The organism is Pseudomonas sp. NMS19W (genome assembly GCF_051554255.1).
GTDB classification, from domain to species: domain Bacteria; phylum Pseudomonadota; class Gammaproteobacteria; order Pseudomonadales; family Pseudomonadaceae; genus Aquipseudomonas; species Aquipseudomonas kribbensis.
This window is the reverse complement of sequence record NZ_CP136718.1, coordinates 5739741-5766041: the sequence shown is the minus strand read 5'-3', so window position 1 is coordinate 5766041 and position 26301 is coordinate 5739741. Positions and strand designations below refer to the sequence as shown.

Here is a 26301-nt window from a genome sequence, read left to right as displayed (position 1 = left end):
AGGAGAAATCCCATGTTGCATATCTTCTGTCCTCACTGCGGCGAACTGCGCTCCGAAGAGGAATTCCACGCATCCGGCCAGGCGCACATCCCGCGTCCGCTGGATCCGAACAGCTGCACCGACGAGGAGTGGGGCGACTACATGTTCTTCCGCGATAACCCGCGCGGTCTGCACCACGAGTTGTGGGATCACGTCGCCGGTTGCCGCCAGTACTTCAACGTCACTCGCGACACCGTGACCTACGAGATTCTCGAAACCTACAAGATCGGCACCAAGCCGCAATTCACCGACAAGGCTGACCCTGCGAAAACAGCCACGCCGGCGCTGGGAGAGAAGGTATGAGCCAGACCAATCGCCTGTCCAACGGTGGACGGATCGACCGCAACAAAGTGCTGAGCTTCACCTTCAACGGTCAGAGCTACAAAGGCTTCGAGGGCGACTCGCTGGCCTCGGCGCTGATTGCCAACGGCGTCGACATCATCGGCCGCAGCTTCAAGTATTCGCGCCCTCGCGGCATCTTCGCCGCCGGTGCCGAAGAGCCGAACGCGGTGCTGCAGATCGGTGCGACCGAAGCCACCCAGATTCCTAACGTGCGTGCCACCCAACAGGCGTTGTACCAAGGCCTGGTCGCCACCAGCACCAACGGCTGGCCGAGCGTCAACAACGACATGATGGGGATTCTCGGCAAGGTCGGCGGCAAGCTGATGCCGCCGGGTTTCTACTACAAAACCTTCATGTACCCGCAATCGTTCTGGATGACTTACGAGAAGTACATTCGTAAGGCCGCAGGTCTGGGTCGCTCGCCGACCGAAGTCGATCCGGACACCTACGACTACATGAACCAGCACTGCGACGTGCTGATCGTCGGCGCCGGCCCGGCCGGTCTGGCCGCTGCACTGGCTGCTGCGCGCAGCGGTGCACGAGTGATCATCGCCGATGAACAGGAAGAGTTCGGCGGCAGCCTGCTCGATTCCCGCGAAAGCCTCGACGGCAAGCCTGCCGTGGAATGGGTTGCCAGTGTGGTTGCCGAATTGAAGAACACCCCGGACGTGCTGCTGTTGCCGCGCGCCACGGTCAACGGTTACCACGACCATAACTTCCTGACCATTCACGAACGCCTCACCGATCACCTCGGCGACCGCGCGCCAATCGGCCAGGTGCGTCAGCGCATCCACCGCGTCCGCGCCAAGCGCGTGGTGCTGGCGACCGGTGCTCACGAGCGTCCGCTGGTCTACGGCAACAACGACGTGCCGGGCAACATGCTGGCCGGTGCGGTGTCGACTTACGTGCGCCGTTACGGCGTGGCACCGGGCAAGAAACTGGTGCTGACCACCAACAACGATCACGCCTATCGCGTAGCGCTGGACTGGCTCGACGCCAGCCTGCAAGTGGTAGCCATCGCCGACGCCCGCAGCAATCCGCGTGGCGCATTGGTTGAAGAAGCGCGTGCCAAAGGCATTCGTATCCTCACCGGCAGCGCCGTGATCGAGGCCCGTGGCAGCAAGCGTGTGACCGCTGCCCGCGTGGCCGCCATCGATGTCAAAGGCCATGCCGTGACCAGTCCCGGCGAATGGCTGGACTGCGACGTGATCGCCAGCTCCGGCGGCTACAGCCCGGTGGTGCATCTGGCGTCGCACCTGGGCGGCAAGCCGATCTGGCGCGAAGACATCCTCGGTTTCGTACCGGGCGAAGCACCGCAGAAACGCGTGTGCGTCGGCGGCATCAACGGCGTCTACGGTCTCGGCGATTCCCTGGCCGACGGTTTTGAAGGTGGCGTGCGCGCCGCGGCCGAAGCCGGTTTCCAGACCGTCGAAGGCGTGTTGCCGAAGGCCCTGAGCCGCCATGAAGAACCGACGCTGGCGCTGTTCCAGGTGCCGCACGAGAAGGGTACTTCCCGGGCACCGAAGCAATTCGTCGACCTGCAGAACGACGTGACCGCCGCCGCCATCGAACTGGCGACCCGCGAAGGTTTCGAGTCGGTCGAGCACGTCAAGCGCTACACCGCACTGGGCTTCGGCACCGATCAGGGCAAGCTCGGCAACGTCAACGGTCTGGCCATCGCCGCCCGTTCGCTGAACGTGACCATCCCGCAGATGGGCACCACGATGTTCCGGCCGAACTACACGCCGGTGACGTTTGGCGCAGTAGCCGGTCGTCACTGCGGGCACATCTTCGAACCTGTGCGTTACACCGCACTGCATCAATGGCACCTGAAAAACGGCGCAGAGTTCGAAGACGTCGGCCAGTGGAAGCGTCCGTGGTACTTCCCGAAAAACGGCGAAGACATGCATGCCGCGGTCAAACGCGAGTGCAAGGCTGTGCGCGACAGCGTTGGCCTGCTGGACGCTTCGACCCTGGGCAAGATCGACATCCAGGGCCCGGACGCCCGTGAGTTCCTCAACCGCGTGTACACCAACGCCTGGACCAAGCTCGACGTGGGCAAGGCCCGCTACGGCCTGATGTGCAAGGAAGACGGCATGGTCTTCGACGACGGTGTGACGGCGTGTCTGGCCGACAACCATTTCGTCATGACCACCACCACCGGCGGCGCGGCTCGCGTCCTGCAGTGGCTGGAGCTGTACCACCAGACCGAATGGCCGGAAATGAAGGTGTACTTCACCTCCGTCACCGACCACTGGGCGACCATGACCCTGTCCGGCCCGAACAGCCGCAAGCTGCTCAGCGCCGTGACTGACATCGACCTGGCCAGCGAAGCGTTCCCGTTCATGACCTGGAAAGAAGGTCTGGTCGGCGGTGTGCCGGCGCGGGTGTTCCGCATCTCGTTCACCGGTGAGCTGTCGTACGAAGTCAACGTCCAGGCCGATTACGCGATGGGCGTGCTGGAAAAAATCGTCGAGGCCGGCAAGCAGTACAACCTGACGCCGTACGGCACCGAGACCATGCACGTCCTGCGGGCCGAGAAGGGCTTCATCATCGTCGGCCAGGACACCGACGGCTCGATGACCCCGGACGACCTGAACATGGGCTGGTGCGTCGGTCGCACCAAACCGTTCTCGTGGATCGGCCAGCGCGGCATGAACCGTGAAGACTGCGTGCGTGATCAGCGCAAGCAACTGGTGGGCCTGAAGCCGATCGATCCGAACGTATGGCTGCCGGAAGGCGCGCAACTGGTGTTCAACACCAAGCAGACGATCCCGATGACCATGGTCGGCCACGTGACATCCAGCTACGCGCACAACTCCCTCGGTTATTCGTTTGCCATGGGTGTAGTGAAGGGCGGTCTGAAGCGTCTGGGCGAGCGGGTGTTCGCACCGCTGGCGGACGGCAGCGTGATCGAGGCGGAAATCGTTTCTTCGGTGTTCTTCGATCCGAAGGGCGATCGCCAGAACATCTAATTGATCGCTCCCGTGCCTGGCGCGGGAGCGGCACAGAATTCAGGAAGGGTGCTTTATGACCGCAGCCAACGTGTACCAACAACGCCCGACCACCGGGGCCAAGGCCGAGTCGTCGCTGCATCACGCCGACCTCGCCAGCCTGGTCGGCAAGGGCCGCAAAAGCGCCGGTGTCACCGTGCGCGAGAAAAAACTCCTGGGGCATCTGACCCTCCGTGGCGATGGGCACGATGCCGCGTTCGCAGCCGGTGTGCACAAGGCCCTGGGCATCGAGTTGCCGGGCGCCCTGAGCGTGATCGTCAAAGGCGAAACCAGCCTGCAATGGATGGGGCCGGACGAGTGGCTGCTGATCGTGCCGAGCGGTGAAGAGTTCGCCGCCGAGCAGAAACTGCGCGAAGCGCTGGGCGATCTGCACATCGCAATCGTCAACGTCAGCGGCGGCCAGCAAGTGCTCGAACTGAGCGGCCCGAACGTGCGTCAGGTGCTGATGAAGTCCACCAGCTACGACGTGCATCCGAACAACTTCCCGGTCGGCAAGGCCGTGGGCACGGTGTTCGCCAAGTCGCAGCTGATGATTCGCCACACCGCCGAAGACACCTGGGAACTGCTGATCCGTCGCAGCTTCTCGGATTACTGGTGGTTGTGGTTGCAGGATGCGTCCGCCGAATACGGCCTTAGCGTTCAGGCGTAATGATCGTTCCCACGCTGTGCGTGGGGACGAGTAGAGGAGAAACACAACAATGAGCCGCGCCCCGGATACATGGATTCTGACCGCCGACTGCCCCAGCGTTCTCGGCACCGTGGACGCGGTGACGCGTTTTCTGTTCGAGCAGGGCTGTTACGTCACCGAGCACCACTCGTTCGATGACCGGCTCTCGGGCCGCTTCTTCATTCGTGTGGAATTCCGCCAGCCCGACGGTTTTGACGAGCAGTCCTTCCGTGCCGGCCTCGCCGAACGCGGTCAGGCGTTCGGCATGATCTTCGAGCTGACCGCGCCGAACTACCGGCCGAAAGTGGTGATCATGGTCTCCAAGGCCGATCACTGCCTCAACGACTTGCTCTACCGCCAGCGCATCGGGCAGTTGTCGATGGACGTGGCGGCGGTGGTGTCGAACCACCCGGACCTCAAGCCTCTGGCCGACTGGCACCAGATTCCCTACTTCCATTTCCCCCTCGACCCCAACGACAAACCGGCTCAGGAGCGGCAGGTGTGGCAGGTGATCGAAGAGGCCGGCGCCGAGCTGGTGATACTCGCCCGCTACATGCAGGTGCTGTCGCCGGAGCTGTGCCGCAAGCTCGATGGCAAGGCGATCAACATTCACCACTCGCTGCTGCCGGGCTTCAAGGGCGCCAAGCCGTATCACCAGGCCTACAACAAGGGCGTGAAGCTGGTGGGCGCGACCGCGCACTACATCAACAACGACCTCGACGAGGGGCCGATCATCGCCCAAGGCGTCGAGGCGGTGGATCACAGTCATTACCCCGAGGACCTGATCGCCAAGGGCCGGGACATCGAAGGTCTGACCCTGGCCCGGGCCGTGGGGTATCACATTGAGCGGCGGGTGTTCCTGAACGCCAACCGCACCGTCGTTCTTTAAGTCATAACAACGCAAGACCAACAAGCAATAACCCGAGCACTTAACGCGCTGCCTGCCTGGGCGGCGCGGTTCCATAAAAACAACAGCGAGGTGAAAGCATGTCTGGCAATCGTGGTGTGGTGTATCTCGGCGCTGGCAAGGTCGAAGTACAGAAAATCGACTATCCGAAAATGCAGGATCCGCGCGGCAGGAAGATCGAGCACGGTGTCATCCTGCGTGTGGTTTCAACCAACATTTGCGGCTCCGACCAGCACATGGTGCGCGGCCGTACCACCGCTCAGGTCGGTCTGGTGCTGGGGCACGAGATCACCGGTGAAGTGATCGAGAAGGGCAGTGACGTCGAAAACCTGAAAATCGGCGATCTGGTGTCCGTTCCGTTCAACGTGGCTTGCGGGCGCTGCCGTTCCTGCAAGGAGCAACACACCGGCGTGTGCCTGACCGTCAACCCGGCCCGCGCCGGCGGTGCCTACGGTTACGTCGACATGGGCGACTGGACCGGCGGCCAGGCCGAATACGTGCTGGTGCCGTACGCCGACTTCAACCTGCTGAAACTGCCGGACCGCGACAAGGCCATGGAGAAAATCCGTGACCTGACCTGCCTCTCCGACATTCTGCCGACCGGTTACCACGGCGCCGTCACCGCTGGCGTTGGCCCGGGCAGCACCGTTTACATCGCGGGCGCAGGTCCGGTCGGTCTGGCGGCTGCAGCATCCGCCCGTCTGCTCGGCGCAGCGGTGGTGATCGTCGGTGACGTCAACACCATCCGCCTGGCTCACGCCAAGGCTCAGGGTTTTGAAATCGTCGACCTGTCGAAAGATACCCCGCTGCACGAACAGATCGCCGCGCTGCTGGGCGAACCTGAAGTGGATTGCGCGGTGGACTGCGTCGGCTTCGAAGCTCGCGGTCATGGTCACGACGGCGTCAAATCCGAAGCCCCGGCCACGGTGCTCAACTCGCTGATGGGCGTGGTGCGCGTCGCCGGCAAGATCGGTATTCCGGGCCTGTACGTGACCGAAGATCCGGGGGCTGTCGATGCCGCCGCGAAAATGGGCAGCCTGAGCATCCGCTTCGGCCTCGGTTGGGCCAAATCCCATAGCTTCCACACAGGGCAAACCCCGGTGATGAAGTACAACCGCCAGCTGATGCAGGCGATCATGTGGGACCGCATCAACATCGCCGAAGTGGTAGGCGTGCAGGTCATCAGCCTCGACCAGGCGCCGGAAGGTTATGGCGAGTTCGATGCGGGCGTGCCGAAGAAGTTTGTGATTGATCCGCACAAGTTGTTTAGTGCGGCGTAAGTTTTAGCCATAAAAAAGAGCAACCGGTCAGGTTGCTCTTTTATATTCCAATCAAACTTATAAGCCTACTGAGCACGTTTTCGGGTTGTTGTCAGTGATTGTGCACTCATCGTTCTTCCAATTTTTCCCTGTGGGCTTGATCGGAGTGTTGGACTCTACAACGGTAGTGGAGCCGAGGTCGTTCTTGCCGTCATGTTGGCAAATGAATTTTTCCCCGTCTTTAATGCGCGCAGCCGTAGGTTTCAGAGTCTCTCCGCCGCTTGCATCGCTAACTGAGGTTGTTGGACAGCTAATCTCTGCTGCATGGGCAGTCCCCATCAATGCCAGGCAAATAAGTGCGCCGGTGACAAGTTTCAGTTTCATTGTTCGTACTCCGTTACTTAAGTGGTCTGGAAATACTCCCTCCTGACATGCCGATCGCCAACTGTCAGATCTGACAGTTGTTTATTTGATTTCGCAATATGAGATTGATTGTTGTAATTTCCGGTTATAACGCCGCCAGCGCCCCTTGATAAAGAACCGGCCCTGTCGGCTGCCCGGTCGGCGACCCACCCTTCGGCTCAAGACTCACCGCCAGTGCAATCGGCTTGCCGATAAGCGCCTTCTGCGCCTCACTCAATTCAACCTTGCCTTTGCCGCCCGCCGGGATCACGCCCAGGGAGATCGGCTTGCCATCGGCGGGAATCGCCCACAGTTCCAGACTACGCTGAGGATCGACGGCCGCAAGTGTCAGCGGCTCGACTTGCAGGTAATTGTCATGGGCCTCGACCTTCAGCGCCGGTTGCGCGTCGGCGCTCAGCAGGGTAGCGCGGTAGCGGGCGTCGTCGTGGGTGTACAGCGAGCCGAGGAACACCAGCACCACGATGGAGGCCAGGGCTGCCGTTACCCGCAGCCAGTTCCAGAACGGACGTTTCTCCGGCACATGCAGTTCTTGCGGTTCGATCCGCGCGGTGACGCCATGCCACACGCGCTCCGGCACCGGGACTTCCGGCAGTGTTTCGGTGAGGCTGGCGAGGCTTTCCTGCCAGTGCGCCAGTTCGGCGCGCAGGGCGGCGTCCTCCAGCAGCAATTGCTCGAAACGCCGACGGGCCGGCGCAGCCATCAAGCCGATGGCGTAATCGGCGGCGAGGGCGCGGCGCAGGGCAGGGGTCTGGTAGTTCATGATTCAAGGCACCGGCGCAGGCGTTCCATGCCCCGGCGAATCCACGACTTGACCGAGCCCAGCGGCGCCGCCAGATGCTCGGCCAGTTCCGAGCAGGACAAACCCTGAAAATACGCCACGGTGATCGACCGGCGCTGCATGCCTTCGAGGGTTTCCAGGCAGCGGTTCAGGGCAGTGGCTTCGCGGGCGCTGTTCAACAGGTCATGGGCCGAGGGGTTCTCATCCACCAGGGCTTCCTGCTCGAAATCCGTCAAAGGCCGGTCGCGATGCTTGCGCAACTGGTCGATGGCCTGATTGCGAGTGATGTTGATCATCCAGGTCATCGGTGCCGACAGGTGCGATTCGTAGCGTGAGGCGTTGTTCCAGATGCGCACGAAGCTTTCCTGCAACACTTCTTCGGCCAGATCCGGTCGCCCCATGAACCGCAGGGCCACGCCGTGCAGGCGCGGGCCCACGCTGCGGTACAGGGTTTCGAAGGCACGGCGGTCGCCCAGTGAGCACTGGGCCAGCAATTGCCGGAGCTGATCGGTGTCGGCGAGGGTAATGACGAGTCTCCAGACAGGGCGGGCGCTGGTTTCGGATAGTTCACAGGCTAGTTCAGCGACAGCGCTCGTGCCATTCATGGGTCGATTTCCGGGGTTTCACATTTCCTATACGCGAGCCGGCTCAAAATGGATGCGCTACGCTCGGAACAGGCTGGCGAATTGCCGGTCAAACCGACAGTTTTGCCACCCGTGACGGGCGGTTTTCATGACGAAAGAGGATGTCTGGATGAAGATTTCACGCGGTTTCGCACTGGCTTCGCTGATGACGGTTGTGGCGAGCCCGGTTTTCGCAGGTTTCAGCCTGGATGACGTGACCAAGGCAGCCTCAAGCATGCAGGGCGGCAACGCCGCCACCGCCGCCGCACCGACCTCGGAAACGGCCGGTCTGCTGCAAGCGGTCACCGGTCTTGGGGTTACACCACAACAAGCCGTCGGTGGCACCAGTGCAATGTTCGGCCTGGCGAAGAACAAGCTCAGCGGCAGCGATTATTCGGAACTGGCCAAAAGTGTTCCGGGGCTCGACAAACTGTCGGGCGGTGCCGGTCAGTTGGGCGCGCTGAGCAGCGTGCTCGGTTCTTCCGGCAAGTCGGCGGGTCTGGATAACGCGCTGGGCAATGTGAAGAGCACCAGTGATCTGAACAGCGCATTCGGTGCGCTGGGCATGAACGACAGCATGGTCGGCCAGTTCGCCCCGGTCATTCTCAAATACCTCGGTGACCAGGGCGTTGGCGGTTCGCTGCTGAAAACCCTCGGCGGTGTCTGGGGCGTCGGCGGTTGACCGACCCCCGCTGATCAGCCGCGTTCGCCGCGCAGTTCGGCGATGCGCTGGTCTTTCTCGGTCCAGAGCTGGTTGACCCAGCTCTGGACCTTCTCGCGAAACACCGGATCGTTTTCGTAATCGCCCTGCCACAGCGCCGGGTCGAGTTCACGCGTTCGGATATCGATGATCACCCGCGGTACGTTGCCGCTGATCAGATCCCAGAACCCCGGAATCTTCGGCTGTGGATAAACCACGGTCACATCGAGAATCGCGTCCAGCTGTTCACCCATCGCCGCCAGTACAAACGCCACGCCGCCGGCCTTGGGCTTGAGCAGATGGCTGAACGGTGACTGTTGCTGCGTGCTCTTGGCCACGGTGTAGCGGGTGCCTTCCAGGTAATTCACCACCGTCACCGGCTGGCGCTTGAACAGCTCGCAGGCGGCTTTGGTGATTTCCAGATCCTTGCCCGCCAGCTCAGGGTGTTTCGCCAGGAATGCCTTGGTGTAGCGCTTCATGAACGGGTAATCCAGCGCCCACCAGGCCAGGCCGAGGAACGGTACCCAGATCAGTTCTTTCTTGAGGAAGAACTTGAAGAACGGCGTGCGCCGGTTGAGGGTCTGGATCAGCGCCGGGATGTCGACCCACGACTGATGGTTGCTGATCACCAGATACGACGTGTCGCCACGCAGATCATCGCCGCCCCGGATGTCCCATTGCGTCGGGATGCACAGGCGGAAGATCAGTTTGTCGATCTCCGCCCAGGTCTCGGCGATCCACATCACCGCCCACGAGGCGTAATCGCGAAAGCGTCCCGGCAGGATCAGCTTGAGCAGGGCGAACACCATCAGCGGGCCGAACAGCACCAGGGTGTTGAGCAACAGCAGCAGGGTGACGAGACAGCCGGTGAGCAGGCGGCGCATAAGCAACTCTTGAAAGCGGATGGGCGCGCCATGATAAGTGCCTTCGGGCGACAGGCCAAATCATGGGTTACGAATGTTTCACCTTTGGCGCGTTAGCCTTGCGGGAACGATCAAGCGAACAGCGGTCTAAAATCTCGCGTCAGACGCCCCCATTTCCCAAGGAAGCCCATTACGTGAAATCCCTCCTTGCATTGCTTTCCCTCGTTGCCCTGCCGGTGCTGGCCGCCGAGCCGACTCTGTACGGGCGCTACGAATACATCGCGCTGCCGGAAATCGGCGGGCAAGTGCTCAAGGCGAAAATGGACACCGGCGCGCTGACCGCCTCGCTGTCGGCCAAGGACATCGAGACCTTCACCCGCGACGGTGAAGACTGGGTGCGTTTCCGCCTCGCCACCAAGGATGCCAGCAACAAGGTGTTCGAACACAAGATCGCGCGGATCAGCAAGATCAAGAGCCGCTCCGACGAGGACGACGAGGATCGTGACACCACGGAAGTTGCCAAGCGTCCGGTGGTCGATCTGGAGCTGTGCCTGGGCAACGTCAAGCGTACCGTCGAGGTCAACCTGACCGACCGCAGCCATTTCAACTACCCGTTGCTGATCGGCGCCAAGGCCTTGCGTGAGTTCGGCGCAGCGGTAAACCCGGCGCGCCGCTTTACTGCGGACAAACCGGACTGCTGAAACAAGTGGTCTCATTGACGTAACGTCAGGCTTGGGGCACCGTTCGCGCACTCATTCCACAGGCTCGGACGCCATGCCTCATATCCTGATTGTCGAAGACGAAGCGGCGATTGCCGACACGCTGATTTTTGCCTTGCAGGGCGAGGGCTTCACCACGACCTGGCTGAGCCTCGGCGCGCAAGCGCTGGAGCATCAGCGCCAGACACCGGCTGATCTGATCATCCTCGACATCGGCCTGCCGGATATCAGCGGCTTCGAAACCTGCAAGCAACTGCGCCGGTTCAGCGAAGTGCCGGTGCTGTTCCTCAGCGCCCGGGATGCGGAGATCGACCGGGTGGTGGGCCTGGAAATCGGCGCTGACGATTACGTGGTCAAGCCGTTCAGCCCACGGGAAGTGGCGGCGCGGGTCCGGGCGATTCTCAAGCGCATGGCACCGCGCGCGCCGGCCGAAGCCTGGTCGGGGGTGTTTCGCATCGACCCCGAACGCGTGCAGATCAGCTATCGCGGCCAGGCGTTGAGCCTGACCCGTCACGAATTCCGTTTGCTGCAATGCCTGCTTGAACAACCCGAACGGGTGTTCAGCCGCGAGCAACTGCTCGATGCGCTGGGTGTGGCAGCCGACGCCGGTTACGAGCGCAGCATCGACAGCCACATCAAGAGCGTGCGCGCCAAGTTGCGCCTGATACGCGCCGAAGCCGAGCCGATCCAGACCCATCGCGGCCTCGGCTACAGCTACAGTCCGGGGCACAGCTGATGTCACTGGGGTTGCGGATTTTCCTGGTGTACGTGCTGTTTATCGGCCTTACCGGTTATTTCGTGCTCAACACCGTGATGGAAGAAATCCGCCCCGGCGTGCGTCAGTCCACCGAGGAAACTCTGGTCGATACCGCCAACCTGATGGCGGAAATCCTCAAGGATGATTTCAAGGCCGGCACCCTCAGCCAGAATCGCTGGCCGGAACTGCTCCGCGCCTATGGCGAGCGCCAGCCGAAAGCGACGATCTGGGGCCTGCCGAAAAACCAGGTCAACCACCGCATCTATGTCACCGACGCCAAGGGCATCGTGGTGCTGGATTCCAGCGGTCTGGCGGTCGGTCAGGACTACTCGCGCTGGAACGACGTCTACCTGACCCTGCGCGGTGAATACGGCGCGCGCTCCAGCCGCAGTGACCCGAATGATTCGAACTCTTCGGTCATGCACGTCGGTGCGCCGATCCGCGACGATGGCCAGATCATTGGCGTGGTTACCGTGGCCAAGCCCAACAGCTCGCTGCAACCCTATGTCGACCGTACCGAGCGCCGCTTGCTGGCTTATGGCGCCGGGCTGATCGTCCTGGGTCTGCTGTTCGGTGCGCTGTTGTCCTGGTGGCTGAGCCGGGCGCTGCATCGTTTGACCCGTTATGCCGAGGCGGTGAGCGAAGGGCGCCGGGTGGAAGTGCCGCATTACCGTGGTGGCGAGCTGGAACAACTGGCGAGCGCCGTGGAACAGATGCGCACTCAGCTTGAAGGCAAGGCCTACGTCGAGCGTTACGTCCACACCTTGACCCATGAGCTGAAGAGCCCGCTGGCGGCGATTCGCGGCGCCGCCGAATTGCTGCAGAGCGAAATGCCATTGGCGCAACGCCAGCGATTCGTCGGCAACATCGACAGCGAAAGTGCGCGCATGCAGCAGTTGATCGAGCGCTTGCTGAATCTGGCGCAAGTGGAGCAGCGGCAGGGCCTTGAAGAGCGCGTCACGGTGCCTTTGGCGGCATTGCTCGATCAATTGCTGCAGGCACAGATGGCGCGCATCGAAGGTCGGCAACTGCGGGTCGAGCAAAGCATTGCGACGGATTTATCGTTGATCGGTGAGCCGTTCCTGCTGCGTCAGGCACTGGGCAATCTGCTGGAAAATGCGCTGGATTTCACACCGCCAAACGGTTTGCTGCGCTTCAGTGCCGAGCGGGTTGGTGAGCAGATCGAGATTCGTCTGTTCAACGAGAGCGCCCCGATTCCCGACTACGCATTGCCGCGTCTGAGTGAGCGTTTCTATTCGTTGCCACGCCCCGACAGCGGCCGTAAAAGCACCGGCCTGGGGCTTAACTTCGTCGAAGAAGTGGTCAAGCTGCACGGCGGTTCGATGCACATCGGCAACGTCGAAGGCGGGGTGGAAGTCATCCTGCAGCTGTAGTCTCCACACAAACTCCACATTCCTCCCATATTCCCCCACACCTGCCTCGCAGACTCTGCCCATCGAAACAGGGAGAGTCCCCATGAACAAAAATCTGACCATGAAGCTCGGGGCGATTGCCCTGCTGATCCTGCTGTTGCTGATTCCACTGCTGATGATCGACGGCATCATCGACGATCGCCAGCAACGGCGCGACGGTGTGCTTGAAGACATTGCCCGCAGCTCAAGCTACAGCCAGCAGATCAGCGGGCCGGTGATGGTGGTGCCGTACCGCAAAGTGATACGCACCTGGAAGACCCGGGAAAAAAATGGCGAGCAATATCTGGAGCTCAGCGAAGAACGGGGTCGACTGTACTTCCTGCCGGAGCGCTTCGAACTCGACGGCCAGGTGCAGACCGAGCTGCGTGCCCGGGGCATCTACGAGGCGCGGCTGTTCCATGCAGAAAACCGCATCAGCGGGCATTTCTCGCTGCCGGCGCAGTTGGGCATCACCGAAGACTTCACCGATTACCACTTCGATGCACCGTTTCTGGCGATCGGTATCAGCGACATTCGCGGGATCGAAAATGCCCTGAAACTGGAACTCGGTTCGCAACGCCTGGACTTCGTGCCCGGCACGCAAGTGGGCTGGCTCGGCGAAGGTGTTCGGGCGACGTTGCCGGCGCTCGATACAACTCAGGCCACGGAACTGGCGTTCGGTTTCGACCTGCGCTTGCAGGGCACCGGCTCGTTGCAAGTGCTGCCGGTGGGCAAGACCAGTCGCGTGAATCTTTCCGCCAACTGGCCGCACCCGAGCTTCATCGGCAACTTCCTGCCGGCCAAACGAGAGGTCACCGATCAGGGCTTCACCGCCGATTGGCAGACTTCGTTCTTTTCCACCAACCTGCAAGAGGCCATGAGTCGTTGCGCGTCGGGCAACGATTGCGAGGCGTTCAACGGGCGCAGTTTCGGGGTGAGTTTCATCGATCCGGTGGATCAGTACCTGAAGAGTGACCGGGCGATCAAATATGCGCTGCTGTTCATTGTCCTGACGTTTGCCGGTTTCTTCCTGTTCGAAGTGCTGAAAAGCCTGGCGGTGCACCCGGTGCAATACGCGTTGGTGGGTGTGGCGCTGGCGTTCTTCTACCTGTTGTTGCTGTCGCTGTCGGAACACATCGGGTTTGCCTGGGCATATCTGCTGTCGGCCAGTGGTTGTGTGTTGTTGATTGGCTTCTATGTCTGCCACGTATTGCGCAGTGTGCGTCACGGCTTGAGTTTTTCCGCGGGGCTGGCGGCGTTGTATGGCTTGCTCTTCGGCTTGCTGAGCGCCGAGGATTACGCGCTGCTGATGGGCTCGCTGCTGCTGTTCGGCCTGCTGGGTGTGTTCATGGTGCTGACCCGGAATCTGGACTGGTACGGCATCGGGCAGAAACCGGCCAAGCCCCTGGAGTTTGATCTCGGAGCGGTGCAATGAGCCGGTTTGTGGGGTTGCGTGAGGAACAGCGGGAGGCGGAGGTGTTGATGACGCTGATCTTTGCGTCGTTGCCTCCCGCCCGATGCGTCAAACCTTCGGCATTGTCGCAATCATCGAGGGGCGCTGGCTTACTTCAAAGAACCAGTTGGCCAGTTGCGGGTTGGCTTCACGCCAGCCCAGATCCGGGAAGCGCAGATCCAGATAACCCAATGCACAGGCCACGCTGATCGCGGCGACGTCGAAATGGCTGGTCAGTTCGGCGATGGCGTCGTGTTCCAGCAGCGCCAGGGTGCGGCGGATCTTGTCGCGTTGCGCGTCGAGCCACTCGTCCCAGTGCTTCTCCGGGGCGCGCAGCACTTGCTCGTAACGCACCATCACCGAGGCATCCATGATCCCGTCAGCCATCGAGGCCAGGGTCAGGCGCCGCCAGCGGGCCGAGCCGTCGCGAGGGATCAGCGGGTTGCCGACGTGCTGGTGGTCGAGGTAGTCGAGGATCACCCGGCTGTCATGGATGACGTTGCCGTCGGCCAGGCGCAGGGCCGGGATCTTGCCCAGCGGGTTGTCTTCGTTCAGCGCGGCGTTGGGGCTGACCGGTGTCAGGACGCAGTCCTGCAGGGCGACGCGATCCTGCTGGCCGGTTTCGTGCAGCAGCACCATGACTTTGCGCACGAACGGGGACAGGGTGTTGTGGAACAGGGTCATGCTGGGAGCGGACATCGGCAGGGTCTCGGTCAAGGGCAATGAACGGGCAGCATAGCGCGTTGCCCGTCAGGCTCAAGCCAATCAGCGCCGTTGCAACAGACCCCGCAAGGCGAGGGCGGCCGGCACACCCAGACCGATCCAGCTCAAGCCGTCCCAGATCCCGTCGCCCAGCAGCGCGGAAAACAACCCCGCCGCACTGAGCAACGCGATTACCAGTGGTGTGCTGAAGACTTTCCAGAAGTTCGACTGACGCGGTTTCATGCCGAAGCCTCCGCCGTTTCCAACACCGGTTTCGCGGCCTTGCGCCGCACAACCCACAAGTACACGCCGCTGCCGAGGACGATGATGGTCAGCACGTCCAGCGTGGCCCAGAGGATTTTCATCGGCATGCCGCCGTAGTCGCCAAAGTGCAGCGGCTGCGACATGCCCATGGCGTCCATGTACCACGGCCGTTCAGCGACCGCCGTGACTTGCAGGGTGCTGGCGTCGATCAGCACTGGCGTCAGCAGGTGCGAAGTCAGGTGGGTGCCGCCCTTCATGAACACCGAGTAATGGTGCTCGCTGGAAAACCGCGTGCCGGGGAAGGCGATGAAGTCCGGTTTCATCCCCGGAGCGACTTCGCCGGCGATATCCAGCAGGCGGGTGGCCGGGGCGAGATGCGTCAGTGGCGGCGCATCGCGGTAGGGCGCGATCATGGCGTTGAGCGAATCGTTGCGCCAGGCCGCGATGATCAGATCGGCACAGGCGCTGATCACTCCGGTGACACCCACCACCAGCGCCCAGGTCAGGGTCACCACGCCGATCAGGTTGTGCAGGTCGAGCCAGCGCAGGCGGGTGGATTTGTCCCGGCGCACGGTGCCGAAGTCCAGGCGACGCATGAACGGCAGGTACAACACCGTCCCGGAAATGATTGCGACCACAAACAACACGCCCATGAACGCCAGCAGCAACTTGCCCGGCAGACCGGCAAACATGTCGACGTGCAGACGCAGGATGAACAGCATCAGGCCGCCATTGGCCGACGGTGTTTCCAGGGCTTCGCCGGTGCGCGCGTCGAGCATGAAGGTGTGCGAGGAATTCGGCTCGGTGCCGGCGGTCTTCGCCATGATCGTCAGCACGGTGTTCGGCTCGTCGTCTTCGAAACCGAAGTACTGCACGACTTCACCGGGGCGATGAGCTTCGGCGGCTTGTACCAGTTGCGCCAGATTCAGGTGCGGCGTGTCGGCCGGCATCTCGCGCACCACCGGAGCGTCACCGAGCAGGTGCTCGATCTCATGATGGAAGATCAGCGGCAGACCGGTCAGGGCCAGCAGCAGCAAAAACACGGTGCAGATCAGGCTGGTCCAGGTGTGAACGAACGACCAGCGACGGATTGTTTTACTTTTCATTTCATGACCTTCAAAAACACCAAAGCCGTCCACGAGGGACGGCCTGGTTGCAGGGCCTGTTTCAGCTCAAGCAATTACCACTTGTAGGTGGCGCTGGCGACGACGCTGCGCTGGTCGCCGTAGTAGCAGTAGAAGCTGTCACAGGTGGAAATGTAGTCCTTGTCGAACAGGTTGGTGGCGTTGACTGCCACCGACGCACCTTTGAGGCTGTTGTCCAGGCGGCCGAGGTCGTAATGCACGCTGGCATCGAACACGGTGTAGGCGTCCGCCTTGCCCAGCCAGGTGTTGGCCTTGTCGCCGTAGGTGTTGCCGGTGTAGCGCACACCGCCGCCGATGCCGAAGCCGTCGAGCACGCCGCTGTGCCAGGTGTAGTCGGTCCACAGCGAGGCTTGCTGGTTCGGCATCAATTGCAGGCGGTTGCCCTTGTCGACACCGTTCTGCACTTCGGACTTGGCCAGGGTGTAGGCGGCGATGACCTTCAGGTTTTCGGTGACGTCGGACGTGGCTTCCAGCTCCAGGCCTTTGACTTTCACTTCGCCGGTCTGGCTGGTGATCGATACGCCGTTGACGAAGGAGCTTACCGAAACGTTTTTCTGGGTCAGGTCATACACGGCGGCGGACAGCAGGGTCTTGCTGCCGGGTGGCTGGTACTTGATGCCCAGTTCCCACTGCTTGCCTTCGGTCGGCTTGAGCGATTCCGTGGAGGAGGCGTCGGCGCCACTGGTGGGCTGGAAGGATTCGGCGTAGGAAATGTACGGCACGAAACCCGAGTCAAACACGTAGCTCAGTGCCGCGTTGCCGCTGAAGGCCTTGTCGCGGTCGGTGTTGGTCGCGTCGGCCTTGTTGATGAACTTCGTGCCGGTGTGCACCCAGTCTTCACGACCGCCGAGGGTCAGGCGCCATTGGTCGAGGGCCATCTGATCCTGCACGTACAGACCGGTCTGGTTGGTCTTCTGCTCATAGTCGTAGAAGGCAGTGGAACGCGCCGGACGCACGATCGGCTGACCGTAGATCGGGTTGAGCACGTTGGTGGTCAGGCCATCACCGAAGATCGAGGTGTAGTTGTTGTTGCTGCGCTGGTGATCCAGACCCAGCAGCAGCGTGTGGCGGATGTCGCCGGTGGCAAAGTCGGCCTGGAAGTTGTTGTCCACGGCGAACTGGCTGATGTCCTCATTGACACTGGTGCTGGTGCGGCCGACGTTGCCGTCGTTGTCCACCTGAGTGTACGGATACGAGCCCGGGGTCAGGCTCTTGAACGACAGCTCCGATTTGGTGTAGCGCAGGTTCTGCTTGAACTGCCACACATCGTTCAGGCGATGTTCGAAGGCATAACCGAGCGCGTAATAAGTGCGGTCGTAGTATTCCCAGTCCGGATCGCCGAGGTTTTTGTGGTGGGAAACCTTGCCGAACGGCATGTCGATCTTGGTGCCCTGCACCGGCAGGAACTGGCTGGTGATGCCGGTATCGTCGCGGGTGAACTGGGTCAGCAGGGTGAATTTGGTGTCGTCGTCGATGTTCCAGGTCAGGCTTGGCGCGATGTTGTAGCGCTTGTTGTCGACGTGATCGACCTGCGTGCCGCTGTCACGTACCACGCCGCTGAGGCCGTAGAGGAACTGGCCGGCGTCGTCGATCTTGCCGGTGCTGGCGAAGTTGATCTGACGGTGGTTGTCGCTGCCGTATTGCAGCTGGATTTCGCTGCTCTGCACGTCGCTCGGGCGACGACTGACCATGTCCAGCAAGCCGCCCGGCGGGGTCTGGCCGTAAACCGACGAGGCCGGACCGCGCAGCAGAGCGAGGCGATCGAGGTTCCAGGTTTCCTGTTTCGGGTTGGCGTACACGCCTTTTGGCAGCGGCAGGCCATCGAGGAACTGGGTCGGTTCGAAGCCACGCACGCGCAGCCAGTCGGCGCGGGTGTCGCTGCCGTAGCTGCTGGCGGTGATGCCCGGCATGTAGCGCACGGCGTCATCGAGGCTGTGCACGCTGCGGTCGTCCATCTGCTGGCGGGTGGCGACGGAGATCGAACGTGGCGCTTCGACCAGCGCGGTGTCGGTCTTGGTGCCGGCGGCGGTACGGGTGGCGGTGTAGCCTTCGACCGGCCCCCAGGCGGTTTCGGTGTTTTCCAGGCTGATCACCGAAGTTTCCGGCAATGCCACCACGCCTTCCGGGACGGCAATCAGGGTGTAGGTCCCGGTGCCGCTCTGTTGCAGTTGCAGACCGGTGCCGCGCAGAGCAGCGCTCAGTGCGCCCGCCGCGTCATATTGGCCGTTGACCGGTGCCGAGGTCTTGCCGGCTGCCAGTGACGGATTCAGCGACAGCGTGAGGCCGCCCTGGCTGGCGATCTGGTTCAGGGTGGTGGACAGCGGCGCTGCCGGCAGGTTGTAGGCGCGAACGCTCGATGTCTGTTCAGCGGCGATCAACTGGCTGCTGACCAGCGGGGTGCAGAGGGCAATGGCGACCGCCAGCAAACTGGGGCGCAACAAGGTGTCTAGCGAACGGGACATACGGCGGCTCCTGAATGGAAATATTTCTCAATTGCCTGTGTGCCGGACGAGATTCGAAAAGTGATAGGGCTGGATGAAAATAATTTCGATTAACGGACGGCATGGCGGCTGAAGTCAGCTGAAAGTCCGTTTTCATGGAGGGGTGAGCAGGTAACGCGGTGTCTCAGGGCTTCGGATCAGCCTTGGCCACGGTGACCCACCACGGCGTGTGCTGCTCGATCTGCACCGGCAGGGTCGGGAGCAGGGCGCTCAACGCTTTGTCGGTATCGTGCAGCGGGAAGCTGCCGGTGATGCGCAGGTCGGCCACTTCCGGGGTAATACCCAGGTGGCCGCGACGATAGCGGCCGAGTTCGTGCACCAGGTCTTCCAGGCGGGCGTTGTCCACCACCAGCATGCCGCGGGTCCAGGCATCGGCGCCGGGGTTGAGCGCCACCACCGAATCCAGACCGTTGTTGCGGATCAGCACTTGCTGGCCTTCACGCAGGATTTGTTCCTGCGGATCGGATTGCGGATGCGCCGCGACGGCAGACTGCAGCACGCTCAGGCGCGTGCCCTGTTCTTCGCGTTTGACCAGAAACCGCGTACCCAGCGCACGCATGCGGCCTTCGCGGGTTTCGACGATGAACGGTCGCGCATCGCCATGGCCGGTCTCGATAAGGATTTCGCCTTCCTGCAACACCACCAGGCGCTGCTTTTCATCGAACCGCACATCCATGGCGCTGTGGGTGTTGAGATTGACCACGGTGCCGTCTGCCAGCCGCACGGTGCGTTGTTCGCCGGTGGCGGTGCGCTGGTCGGCGAGCCAGTAATCCAGCGGCAGATAGTGTTCTGCGGCAAACAGCGACAGGCCGATCACCGCGACAACACTGGCCAGACCACTGCCAAGCTTGCGTACACGCCGGCGAATGCCTTCGCGCGATTGCAGCAACGCGGCGCGGGCCGGACCGCTGGCCACGCTGAAACGCTGGTCGAGCATGCCCAACTGGCGCCAGGCCCGGGCGTGTTCTTCGTTGGCCGCGTGCCATTTGGCAAATTCTTCGCGCTCCAGTGGCGTGCTGGAATCGAGGGTCAATTGCCAGGCAATTGCCGCGTCCAGCACATGAGCCGGCACCGGTCTGGAACTGGCCGGGTTCATGTCGGTTCACCGTACAGGGCGATGTAGCACTGGCGGATGCCCTGGGCCAGATACTGACGCACCCGCGGCACCGACACGCCGAGTTTGTCGGCGATCTCGGCATGGGTCAGACCGTCGAGACGGTTATAGAGGAACGCGGCGCGGGCCTTGGTCGACAACTGGCCGAGCATTCGGTCGATGGCTTTGAGGTCTTCGAGGATCAGTTGCTGTTCTTCGACCGATGGCTGCTCGCCTTCGGGAATCAGCATCAGTTCGGCGAGATAGGCCTGCTCCAGCGCGGCACGACGGAAATAGTCGAACAGCAGGCCTTTGGCGATTGCCACCAAAAAGGCACGAGGTTCGCGGGGCGTCAGCAGTTCCTCGCGACCGAGCAGGCGCACGAAGGTGTCCTGACTCAGGTCTTCGGCGCGTTGCGGACAAGCCACGTTGCGTCGCAGCCAGGCCAGCAGCCAGCCGCGATGGTCGCGATACAACGCACCGACGAGCTCACTGTGAGGGCTTTGGGCTGACGACACGAAGACACCGACTGGGAAATGTTAACCAACGAGAATTGTTCGCGATTGTGGCAGAGGTGGGAATGGTTAGCAATTGGCCACCGGTCGGGTTGTCGGGCGACAACCCGGGGTTCAGAACGAATGCGTCTGCTGGCGGCGCTTCCACTGGCTCAGGCGTTGTTGCAGATTCAATGGGCTGTGAATTTGTTGCTGTCGTGCCCGGCTGAACAGAATCAACGCCAGTTCCGCCGTTGCCAGTGCGTCGGCGCTGGCGTGGTGGCGCTCGAACACTTCGAGCTTGAACCAGTTGATCCACTCGTCCAGACCCGCCTCGCGAATGTGTGCCTGCGGGCAAACCAGCGGTGCAATGTCGGCGACATCCAGAAACACCTGCTGCAACTTGTGCCCCAAATGCTCCCTCACGGCACGGCCCAGCATGTGTTGATCGAACGGCGCATGAAACGCCAGCACCGGACTGTCGCCAATGAACTCCAGAAGCTCGAGCAATGCCTCGGCCGGCTCGCTGCCGGCGGCAATCGCATTCGGCCCCAAACCATGGATCAACACGCTGGGACCAAGTTTGAGTTCACGACATTGCAGCGTGCGTTCGAATTGCTGGCTGAAATCGATGGCGCCGTCCTCGATCACCACCGCGCCAATCGACAGCACCCGATCCTTGTTCAGGTTGAGCCCGGTGGTTTCCAGATCCAGCACCACCCAGCGCTGTTCGCGCAGGCTGCACTCGCTCAGTTCGCCGATTGCCGGCAGTTGCGCCAGACGTTGTCGCAGTTCGTCCGGCAGAACGGGGCTGGCCGGACGCAGCCAGGAGAACAGGCTCATAGCTGATACCGCAGGGTAAGGCTGCTCTGTAGGCGTTGAGCCTGGCGCAGGGATTCACGCAGAATGCGCCGGTCCAGATGATTGAGGCTGTCCGGATCGACCCGGTTGGAGTACGGCAGGTTTTCCCGGGTCTGCAGTTGATGCTGCTGCATCCGTGTCTGCTGGATGAAGTGGTAGGCCTCTTCGTAAGCGGCGCCATCCAGCCGGTCGATGACTTCTTTATCGACCAACTGGCGGAAACGTTCGAGGGTGTTGTTGGCGTCGATGCCGTTGGCCAGTGCCAGCAGGCGTGCGCCATCGACAAACGGCGTCAGGCCCTGGATCTTCAGATCCAGCGTGGCTTTCTCGCCGTTCTTTTTCGTCAGTACGAATTCACGGAAACGCCCCACCGGCGGACGGTTGCGCAGGGCGTTCTCGGCCATCATGCGCTGGAACAATCGATTGTCGCCGACCTGATCGAGAATCCCCCGGCGCAATTGCTCGCAACCCTGTTCATCGCCCCAGACCACCCGCAGGTCGAAATAGATGCTGGAGCCCAGCAGGTTTTCCGGCGTCGCCTCGCGAATGAACGCGGCAAAGCGCCGGGCCCATTCGGCGCGGGACAGGCACAGCTGGGGATTGCCGGCCATGACGTTGCCCTTGCACAGGGTGAAGCCGCACTGCGCCAGGCTGTTATTGATCTGCTGGGCGATGGGCAGCAACTTGCCGCGAATCTCCGCCGCATGGGCCGCATCCCGGGCCTCGAACAGAATGCCGTTGTCCTGATCGGTGTGCAGGGTCTGCTCACGCCGGCCTTCGCTGCCGAAACACAGCCAACTGAACGGCACACCGGGGTCGCCTTTCTCGGCGAGGGTCAGTTCGATCACCCGGCACACGGTGTGATCGTTGAGCAGGGTGATGATGTGAGTGATCTGTGTCGAAGAGGCGCCGTGGGCTAGCATGCGCTCCACCAGTTGGCCGATCTCGCCGCGCAGGGTCACCAGTTGTTCAACCCGCTGGGCGCTGCGGATGGTCCGCGCCAGGTGCACCAGATCGACCCGTTGCAGCGAGAACAGATCCCGCTCGGAAACCACGCCGCACAATCGCTGATCCTTGACCAGGCAGACATGGGCGATATGCCGCTCGGTCATGGCGATCGCTGCGTCGAAGGCGCTGTGGTCCGGCGACAGATAGAACGGCGAGGGCGTCATGTGGCGTTCGATCGGTTCATTGAAATCGCCGACACCTTCCGCCACCACATGCCGCAGGTCGCGCAGGGTGAAAATCCCCAGCGGCGCCTTGTGTTCATCCACCGCGACAATGCTGCCGACCTGTTGTTCGTGCATCAGCTTCACCGCTTCGCGCAGCGGTGTGGTCGGGCTGCAGGTCACCGGATGGCGCATGGCCAATTCGCCGAGGCGGGTGTTCAGCGAATACTGGGTGCCGAGGGTTTCCACGGCTTTTTGCTGGACCTGCTGGTTGACCTGATCGAGCAGGCTGCTGACCCCGCGCAGGGCGAAGTCGCGGAAGGTGTTGGAGAGGGCGAACAGCTTGATGAACGCCAGTTTGTTCAGTTGCAGGCAGAAGGTGTCTTCGCCGGCCAGGTGTTCGGTACGGGTCGCTCGTTCGCCAAGTAGCGCGGCGAGGGGGAAACACTCGCCGGTGGTGATTTCAAACGTGGTTTCGGTGCCGCCCTTGGCCGTGTGCGGACGCTCGCCGACCACCCGGCCCTGCTTGACGATGTAGAAGTGTTCGACCGGTCCGTCGGCGGGTTTGATGATGCTCTCGCCCTGACCGTAAAAGCGCAGCTGGCATTGCTCCACCAGATAGGCCAGGTGGGCGTGTTCCATCTGATTGAAAGGGGGAAACGCTGGAGGAATTGCAATGTGCCCTGAATGTTCTGCAACACCGCGGTTTTCCCTGCCTGGGTGAAGGCGTCCGCTTTACTCATAACCATTACCGCAGTCTTTTTCGAATTGTTGTTATTGGATCGTTGCAGCCATGGTCGACCCCGGCGCGCAGGGTGCCCATTGGACGTAAGTCTAGGTTTGGCATGCCGTTGGGTAGTTTTCGGATATGCCCTACACAAACAGTCGGAAATTCTCGGGTTCGCCCCTTGGAAAAAAATCCGACGAAGTGCACATTGAAGCTCTGCCCAGCGATGTCTGACCACTGTGCCAGGGGATCGATTTTGAAAACGTAGAGAACGCCATGTCCGACCACGATATTTTGAGCGACGCCGAGCGGGAAGCGCTCAGCGCCGTCATGCTGGAACCCGACCTGCCGCCGCAGCGGGTACTGATCGTTGATGACGACAAGGACGCCCGCGAGTTGCTGTCGGAGATCCTCGGGCTGGATGGCATTCGTTGCATGACGGCGGCCAGTGGCGAATCCGCGCTGAAGATGATCGAGGAAAAACCGTCAATCGGCCTGGTGATCACCGATCTGCGGATGGGTCATGTCGACGGGCTGGACCTGATTCGTCAGGTACGAGAGTCGGCGCGGGCGGCGATGCCGATCATCATTGTGTCGGGCGATGCCGACGTGAAGGATGCGATTGCGGCGATGCATTTGAGCGTGGTGGATTTTCTGCTCAAGCCGATTGATACGGCGAAGTTGCTCGGGCTGGTCAAACATGAGCTCGGCATAGAGCCTTAGTTGTTCCGGCACAAACAAAAAGCCCTGATCGAAAGATCAGGGCTTTTTCGTGTCCGGCATTCGCGCAGGTTACAGGCCGTTGGCAGCCTTGAACTCGCGACGACGACGGTGCAGGACCGGCTCGGTGTAGCCGTTCGGCTGCCTGGTGCCTTCGATCACCAGTTCGACCGCCGCCTGGAAGGCGATGTTGCTGTCGAAGTTCGGTGCCAGCGGACGGTACAGCGGGTCGTTGGCGTTCTGACGGTCAACCACCGGCGCCATGCGCTTGAGGCTTTCCATCACTTGCGCTTCGGTCACGATGCCGTGGCGCAGCCAGTTGGCGATGTGCTGGCTGGAGATACGCAGCGTCGCACGGTCTTCCATCAGGCCGACGTCGTTGATGTCCGGCACCTTCGAGCAACCCACGCCCTGGTCGATCCAGCGCACCACGTAACCGAGAATGCCCTGGGCGTTGTTGTCCAGTTCGTTCTTGATCTGCTCCGGCGTCCAGTTCGGGTTGACCGCCAGCGGGATGGTCAGGATGTCATCGACCGAAGCACGGGCACGTTTGGCCAGCTCGGCCTGACGGGCGAACACGTCGACCTTGTGGTAGTGCAGCGCGTGCAGTGCGGCAGCCGTTGGCGACGGAACCCAGGCAGTGTTGGCGCCGGCCAGCGGGTGAGCGATTTTCTGCTCGAGCATCGCTGCCATCAGGTCGGGCATCGCCCACATGCCTTTACCGATTTGCGCACGGCCTTGCAGGCCGGTACTCAGACCGATATCGACGTTCCAGTTCTCGTAGGCGCCGATCCACTTCTCGGCCTTCATGTCAGCTTTGCGCACCATCGGGCCGGCTTCCATGGAGGTGTGGATTTCGTCGCCGGTGCGGTCGAGGAAGCCAGTGTTGATGAACACCACGCGCTCGCTGGCCGCCTGGATGCAGGCCTTGAGGTTGACCGTGGTGCGGCGTTCCTCGTCCATGATCCCGACTTTCAGGGTGTTGCGCTTGAGGCCCAGCACGTCTTCGATGCGACCGAACAGCTCGTTGGTGAACGCCGCTTCTTCCGGGCCGTGCATCTTCGGTTTAACGATGTAGACCGAACCGGTGCGGGTGTTCTTGCGCGAGGTGTTGCCGCTCAGGTTGTGCATCGCGGCGAGGCAAGTCACCAGACCGTCGAGGATGCCTTCCGGCACTTCATTGCCGTGCTTGTCGAGGATCGCGTCGATGGTCATCAGGTGACCGACGTTACGCACGAACAGCAGCGAGCGGCCGTGCAGGGTCAGTTCGCTGCCGTCGACCTTGGTGTAGGTGCGATCCGGGTTCATGGTGCGGGTGAAGGTCTGGCCGCCCTTGGAAACGGATTCCGCCAGGTCGCCCTTCATCAGGCCCAGCCAGTTGCGGTAGATCACCACTTTGTCGTCGGCATCGACGGCGGCCACGGAGTCTTCGCAGTCCATGATGGTGGTCAGCGCCGCTTCCATCAGGATGTCTTTGACGCCGGCGGGGTCGGTCTGGCCGACCGGGGTGCTGGCATCGATCTGGATTTCGAAATGCAGACCGTTGTTCTTCAGCAGGATCGCAATCGGCGCATTGGCGTCGCCCTGGAAGCCGATCAGTTGGGCATCGTTGCGCAGACCGGAGTTGCTGCCGCCCTTGAGGGTGACGACCAGTTTGCCGTCAGCGATCTTGTAGCCGGTGGAGTCGACGTGAGAGCCGGCGGCCAGTGGCGCTGCTTCGTCGAGGAATGCACGGGCGAAGGCGATGACTTTGTCGCCGCGCACCTTGTTGTAGCCTTTGCCTTTTTCCGCGCCGCCGGCTTCGCTGATGGCGTCGGTGCCATACAGGGCGTCGTACAGCGAGCCCCAGCGGGCGTTCGAGGCGTTGAGGGCGAAGCGGGCGTTCATCACCGGAACCACGAGTTGCGGGCCGGCGGTACGGGCGATTTCGTCATCGACGTTTAGCGTCGTTGCCTGGAAATCAGCCGCTTCTGGCAGCAGATAACCGATCTCTTGCAGGAAGGCTTTGTAGGCCACGGCGTCGTGCGGCTGACCGGCACGGGTCTGGTGCCAGCCATCGATACGGGCCTGGAAGTCATCGCGTTTGGCGAGTAGGGCTTTGTTCTTCGGCGCCAGGTCGTGAATGACCTTGTCGGCACCTTCCCAGAATTTGTCGGCGGTGAGGCCGGTACCGGGAATGGCTTCGTTGTTCACGAAGTCGAACAGGACTTTGGCGACCTGCAGGCCACCGACTTGAACGTGTTCAGTCATTGCTTGCCTCACTCTGCTCAGCTATTTAGCTTTTCAGCTCTTCAATTTAACAATGAAGCCTCTGGCCATTTAAACCACAAACCCCTCGACCAGTACATGCCATCGCTGGCGGCTGGGCTGGGACCAATCAACGGCTTGGGGGCCTTGCTGACGGGGCTTTCAGGGTTGCGAACGTGCCTTGGGCAGACATCGATCCAACGTTATGTAGTGCGCGCTGCGGCATACTACATGATGACTTGCGGTTGTGAAAATCAGACTAATTACGTCGTTCTGCGACCCCATGACGCATTGCGGTCACGGCGCGGAACGGGATGTTCTCAAAAAACCAATGGATTGTTCCAGCTAAATATCAAAAGTTGTACACATAAATACTATGTGTCTGCTATGGCCCCTCGTTTGCCGTCATCACGGCAGTGCCG

The 26301-nt window shown here is 61.7% G+C and carries 23 protein-coding genes and 1 pseudogene; 11 read left to right on the top strand and 13 right to left on the bottom strand.

The annotated features are described in order from the left end of the window. Window positions 1-12 precede the first annotated feature (12 nt). The 5 genes from R1A29_RS26490 to fdhA all read left to right on the top strand — a co-directional run bounded on the left by R1A29_RS26490 (window position 13) and on the right by fdhA (window position 6249). The gene (locus R1A29_RS26490) at window positions 13-342 is read left to right on the top strand and encodes a sarcosine oxidase subunit delta (RefSeq protein WP_085709160.1); all 330 of its coding nucleotides are present in this window, start codon (window positions 13-15) and stop codon (window positions 340-342) included. Beyond that, window positions 339-3356 (top strand): sarcosine oxidase subunit alpha, encoded by a 3018-nt coding sequence (locus R1A29_RS26485; RefSeq protein WP_438299996.1) that lies wholly within the window; start codon window positions 339-341, stop codon window positions 3354-3356. Before R1A29_RS26490 ends, R1A29_RS26485 begins: the two co-directional genes overlap by 4 nt. A 55-nt stretch (window positions 3357-3411) precedes the next feature. Further along, complete coding sequence (locus R1A29_RS26480; RefSeq protein ID WP_085709162.1) at window positions 3412-4044, top strand: sarcosine oxidase subunit gamma; 633 nt, start codon at window positions 3412-3414, stop codon at window positions 4042-4044. Window positions 4045-4093: 49 nt separating this feature from the next. After that, entirely contained in the window at window positions 4094-4951 is an 858-nt protein-coding gene (purU, locus tag R1A29_RS26475) for a formyltetrahydrofolate deformylase (protein WP_114885971.1), read from the top strand. A 98-nt stretch (window positions 4952-5049) separates the two neighbouring features. Beyond that, window positions 5050-6249, top strand: a complete 1200-nt coding sequence (gene fdhA / locus R1A29_RS26470; RefSeq protein WP_085688554.1) for a formaldehyde dehydrogenase, glutathione-independent — start codon at window positions 5050-5052, stop codon at window positions 6247-6249. 57 nt (window positions 6250-6306) lie between these two features. On the opposite strand, the gene R1A29_RS26465 is transcribed toward fdhA, so the two are convergent. The 3 genes from R1A29_RS26465 to R1A29_RS26455 all read right to left on the bottom strand — a co-directional run bounded on the left by R1A29_RS26465 (window position 6307) and on the right by R1A29_RS26455 (window position 8034). After that, the gene (locus R1A29_RS26465; protein ID WP_438299993.1) at window positions 6307-6612 is read right to left on the bottom strand and encodes a hypothetical protein; all 306 of its coding nucleotides are present in this window, start codon (window positions 6610-6612) and stop codon (window positions 6307-6309) included. Between the two features lie 124 nt (window positions 6613-6736). Next, window positions 6737-7411 carry an anti-sigma factor gene (locus R1A29_RS26460; RefSeq protein ID WP_438299992.1) on the bottom strand — a complete coding sequence of 225 codons (675 nt, stop codon included), beginning with the start codon at window positions 7409-7411 and terminating at the stop codon, window positions 6737-6739. Further along, window positions 7408-8034 carry a sigma-70 family RNA polymerase sigma factor gene (locus R1A29_RS26455; RefSeq protein ID WP_265815093.1) on the bottom strand — a complete coding sequence of 209 codons (627 nt, stop codon included), beginning with the start codon at window positions 8032-8034 and terminating at the stop codon, window positions 7408-7410. The genes R1A29_RS26460 and R1A29_RS26455 overlap by 4 nt, the downstream gene beginning before the upstream one ends. 148 nt (window positions 8035-8182) lie before the next feature. Here R1A29_RS26455 and R1A29_RS26450 point away from each other — a divergent pair, with 148 nt between their 5' ends. After that, a complete protein-coding gene (locus tag R1A29_RS26450) occupies window positions 8183-8734 on the top strand; it encodes a DUF2780 domain-containing protein (RefSeq protein ID WP_085709166.1) in 552 nt (183 codons plus the stop codon). Window positions 8735-8748: 14 nt separating this feature from the next. Here the strand turns inward: R1A29_RS26450 and R1A29_RS26445 are convergent, their stop codons facing one another. Next, window positions 8749-9636, bottom strand: a complete 888-nt coding sequence (locus R1A29_RS26445; RefSeq protein WP_438299991.1) for an acyltransferase — start codon at window positions 9634-9636, stop codon at window positions 8749-8751. 173 nt (window positions 9637-9809) lie between these two features. On the opposite strand from R1A29_RS26445, the gene R1A29_RS26440 reads away from it, so the two are divergent. From R1A29_RS26440 to creD, 4 genes are all read left to right on the top strand, one after another. Then, entirely contained in the window at window positions 9810-10316 is a 507-nt protein-coding gene (locus tag R1A29_RS26440; protein WP_085709168.1) for a retropepsin-like aspartic peptidase RloA2, read from the top strand. 73 nt (window positions 10317-10389) lie between these two features. Further along, window positions 10390-11070 carry a two-component system response regulator CreB gene (gene creB / locus R1A29_RS26435; RefSeq protein WP_438299989.1) on the top strand — a complete coding sequence of 227 codons (681 nt, stop codon included), beginning with the start codon at window positions 10390-10392 and terminating at the stop codon, window positions 11068-11070. Continuing rightward, window positions 11070-12485, top strand: coding sequence for a two-component system sensor histidine kinase CreC (gene creC, locus R1A29_RS26430; RefSeq protein WP_438299987.1), 1416 nt, complete (start codon window positions 11070-11072; stop codon window positions 12483-12485). Before creB ends, creC begins: the two co-directional genes overlap by 1 nt. An 82-nt stretch (window positions 12486-12567) precedes the next feature. Next, window positions 12568-13938, top strand: coding sequence for a cell envelope integrity protein CreD (gene creD, locus R1A29_RS26425; RefSeq protein ID WP_438299985.1), 1371 nt, complete (start codon window positions 12568-12570; stop codon window positions 13936-13938). 87 nt (window positions 13939-14025) lie between these two features. Here creD and R1A29_RS26420 read toward each other — a convergent pair whose 3' ends face one another. The 8 genes and pseudogenes from R1A29_RS26420 to R1A29_RS26385 form a co-directional block, all read right to left on the bottom strand. Further along, window positions 14026-14655, bottom strand: a complete 630-nt coding sequence (locus R1A29_RS26420; RefSeq protein ID WP_438299984.1) for a glutathione S-transferase — start codon at window positions 14653-14655, stop codon at window positions 14026-14028. Window positions 14656-14721: 66 nt separating this feature from the next. After that, on the bottom strand, window positions 14722-14901 hold the full coding sequence (locus R1A29_RS26415) for a hypothetical protein (RefSeq protein WP_438299983.1): 180 nt from the start codon (window positions 14899-14901) through the stop codon (window positions 14722-14724). Continuing rightward, on the bottom strand, window positions 14898-16028 hold the full coding sequence (locus R1A29_RS26410) for a PepSY-associated TM helix domain-containing protein (protein ID WP_438299982.1): 1131 nt from the start codon (window positions 16026-16028) through the stop codon (window positions 14898-14900). The genes R1A29_RS26415 and R1A29_RS26410 overlap by 4 nt, the downstream gene beginning before the upstream one ends. Window positions 16029-16102: 74 nt before the next feature. Continuing rightward, window positions 16103-18529, bottom strand: a complete 2427-nt coding sequence (locus R1A29_RS26405) for a TonB-dependent siderophore receptor (RefSeq protein ID WP_438299981.1) — start codon at window positions 18527-18529, stop codon at window positions 16103-16105. Between the two features lie 163 nt (window positions 18530-18692). After that, window positions 18693-19664 (bottom strand): FecR family protein, encoded by a 972-nt coding sequence (locus R1A29_RS26400; protein WP_438299980.1) that lies wholly within the window; start codon window positions 19662-19664, stop codon window positions 18693-18695. After that, the gene (locus tag R1A29_RS26395; RefSeq protein WP_114885954.1) at window positions 19661-20179 is read right to left on the bottom strand and encodes an RNA polymerase sigma factor; all 519 of its coding nucleotides are present in this window, start codon (window positions 20177-20179) and stop codon (window positions 19661-19663) included. The genes R1A29_RS26400 and R1A29_RS26395 overlap by 4 nt, the downstream gene beginning before the upstream one ends. Before the next feature lie 111 nt (window positions 20180-20290). Next, complete coding sequence (locus R1A29_RS26390; RefSeq protein WP_438299979.1) at window positions 20291-20998, bottom strand: 3'-5' exonuclease; 708 nt, start codon at window positions 20996-20998, stop codon at window positions 20291-20293. After that, a pseudogene (locus R1A29_RS26385) lies at window positions 20995-22934 on the bottom strand (putative nucleotidyltransferase substrate binding domain-containing protein). The gene R1A29_RS26390 and the pseudogene R1A29_RS26385 overlap by 4 nt, the downstream one beginning before the upstream one ends. A 254-nt stretch (window positions 22935-23188) precedes the next feature. On the opposite strand from R1A29_RS26385, the gene R1A29_RS26380 reads away from it, so the two are divergent. Beyond that, window positions 23189-23635: a response regulator gene (locus tag R1A29_RS26380; protein ID WP_114885948.1), complete on the top strand. Its 447-nt coding sequence runs from the start codon at window positions 23189-23191 to the stop codon at window positions 23633-23635. Between the two features lie 69 nt (window positions 23636-23704). Here R1A29_RS26380 and R1A29_RS26375 read toward each other — a convergent pair whose 3' ends face one another. Next, the gene (locus tag R1A29_RS26375) at window positions 23705-25882 is read right to left on the bottom strand and encodes a malate synthase G (protein WP_438299978.1); all 2178 of its coding nucleotides are present in this window, start codon (window positions 25880-25882) and stop codon (window positions 23705-23707) included. Between the last annotated feature and the right edge of the window lie 419 nt (window positions 25883-26301).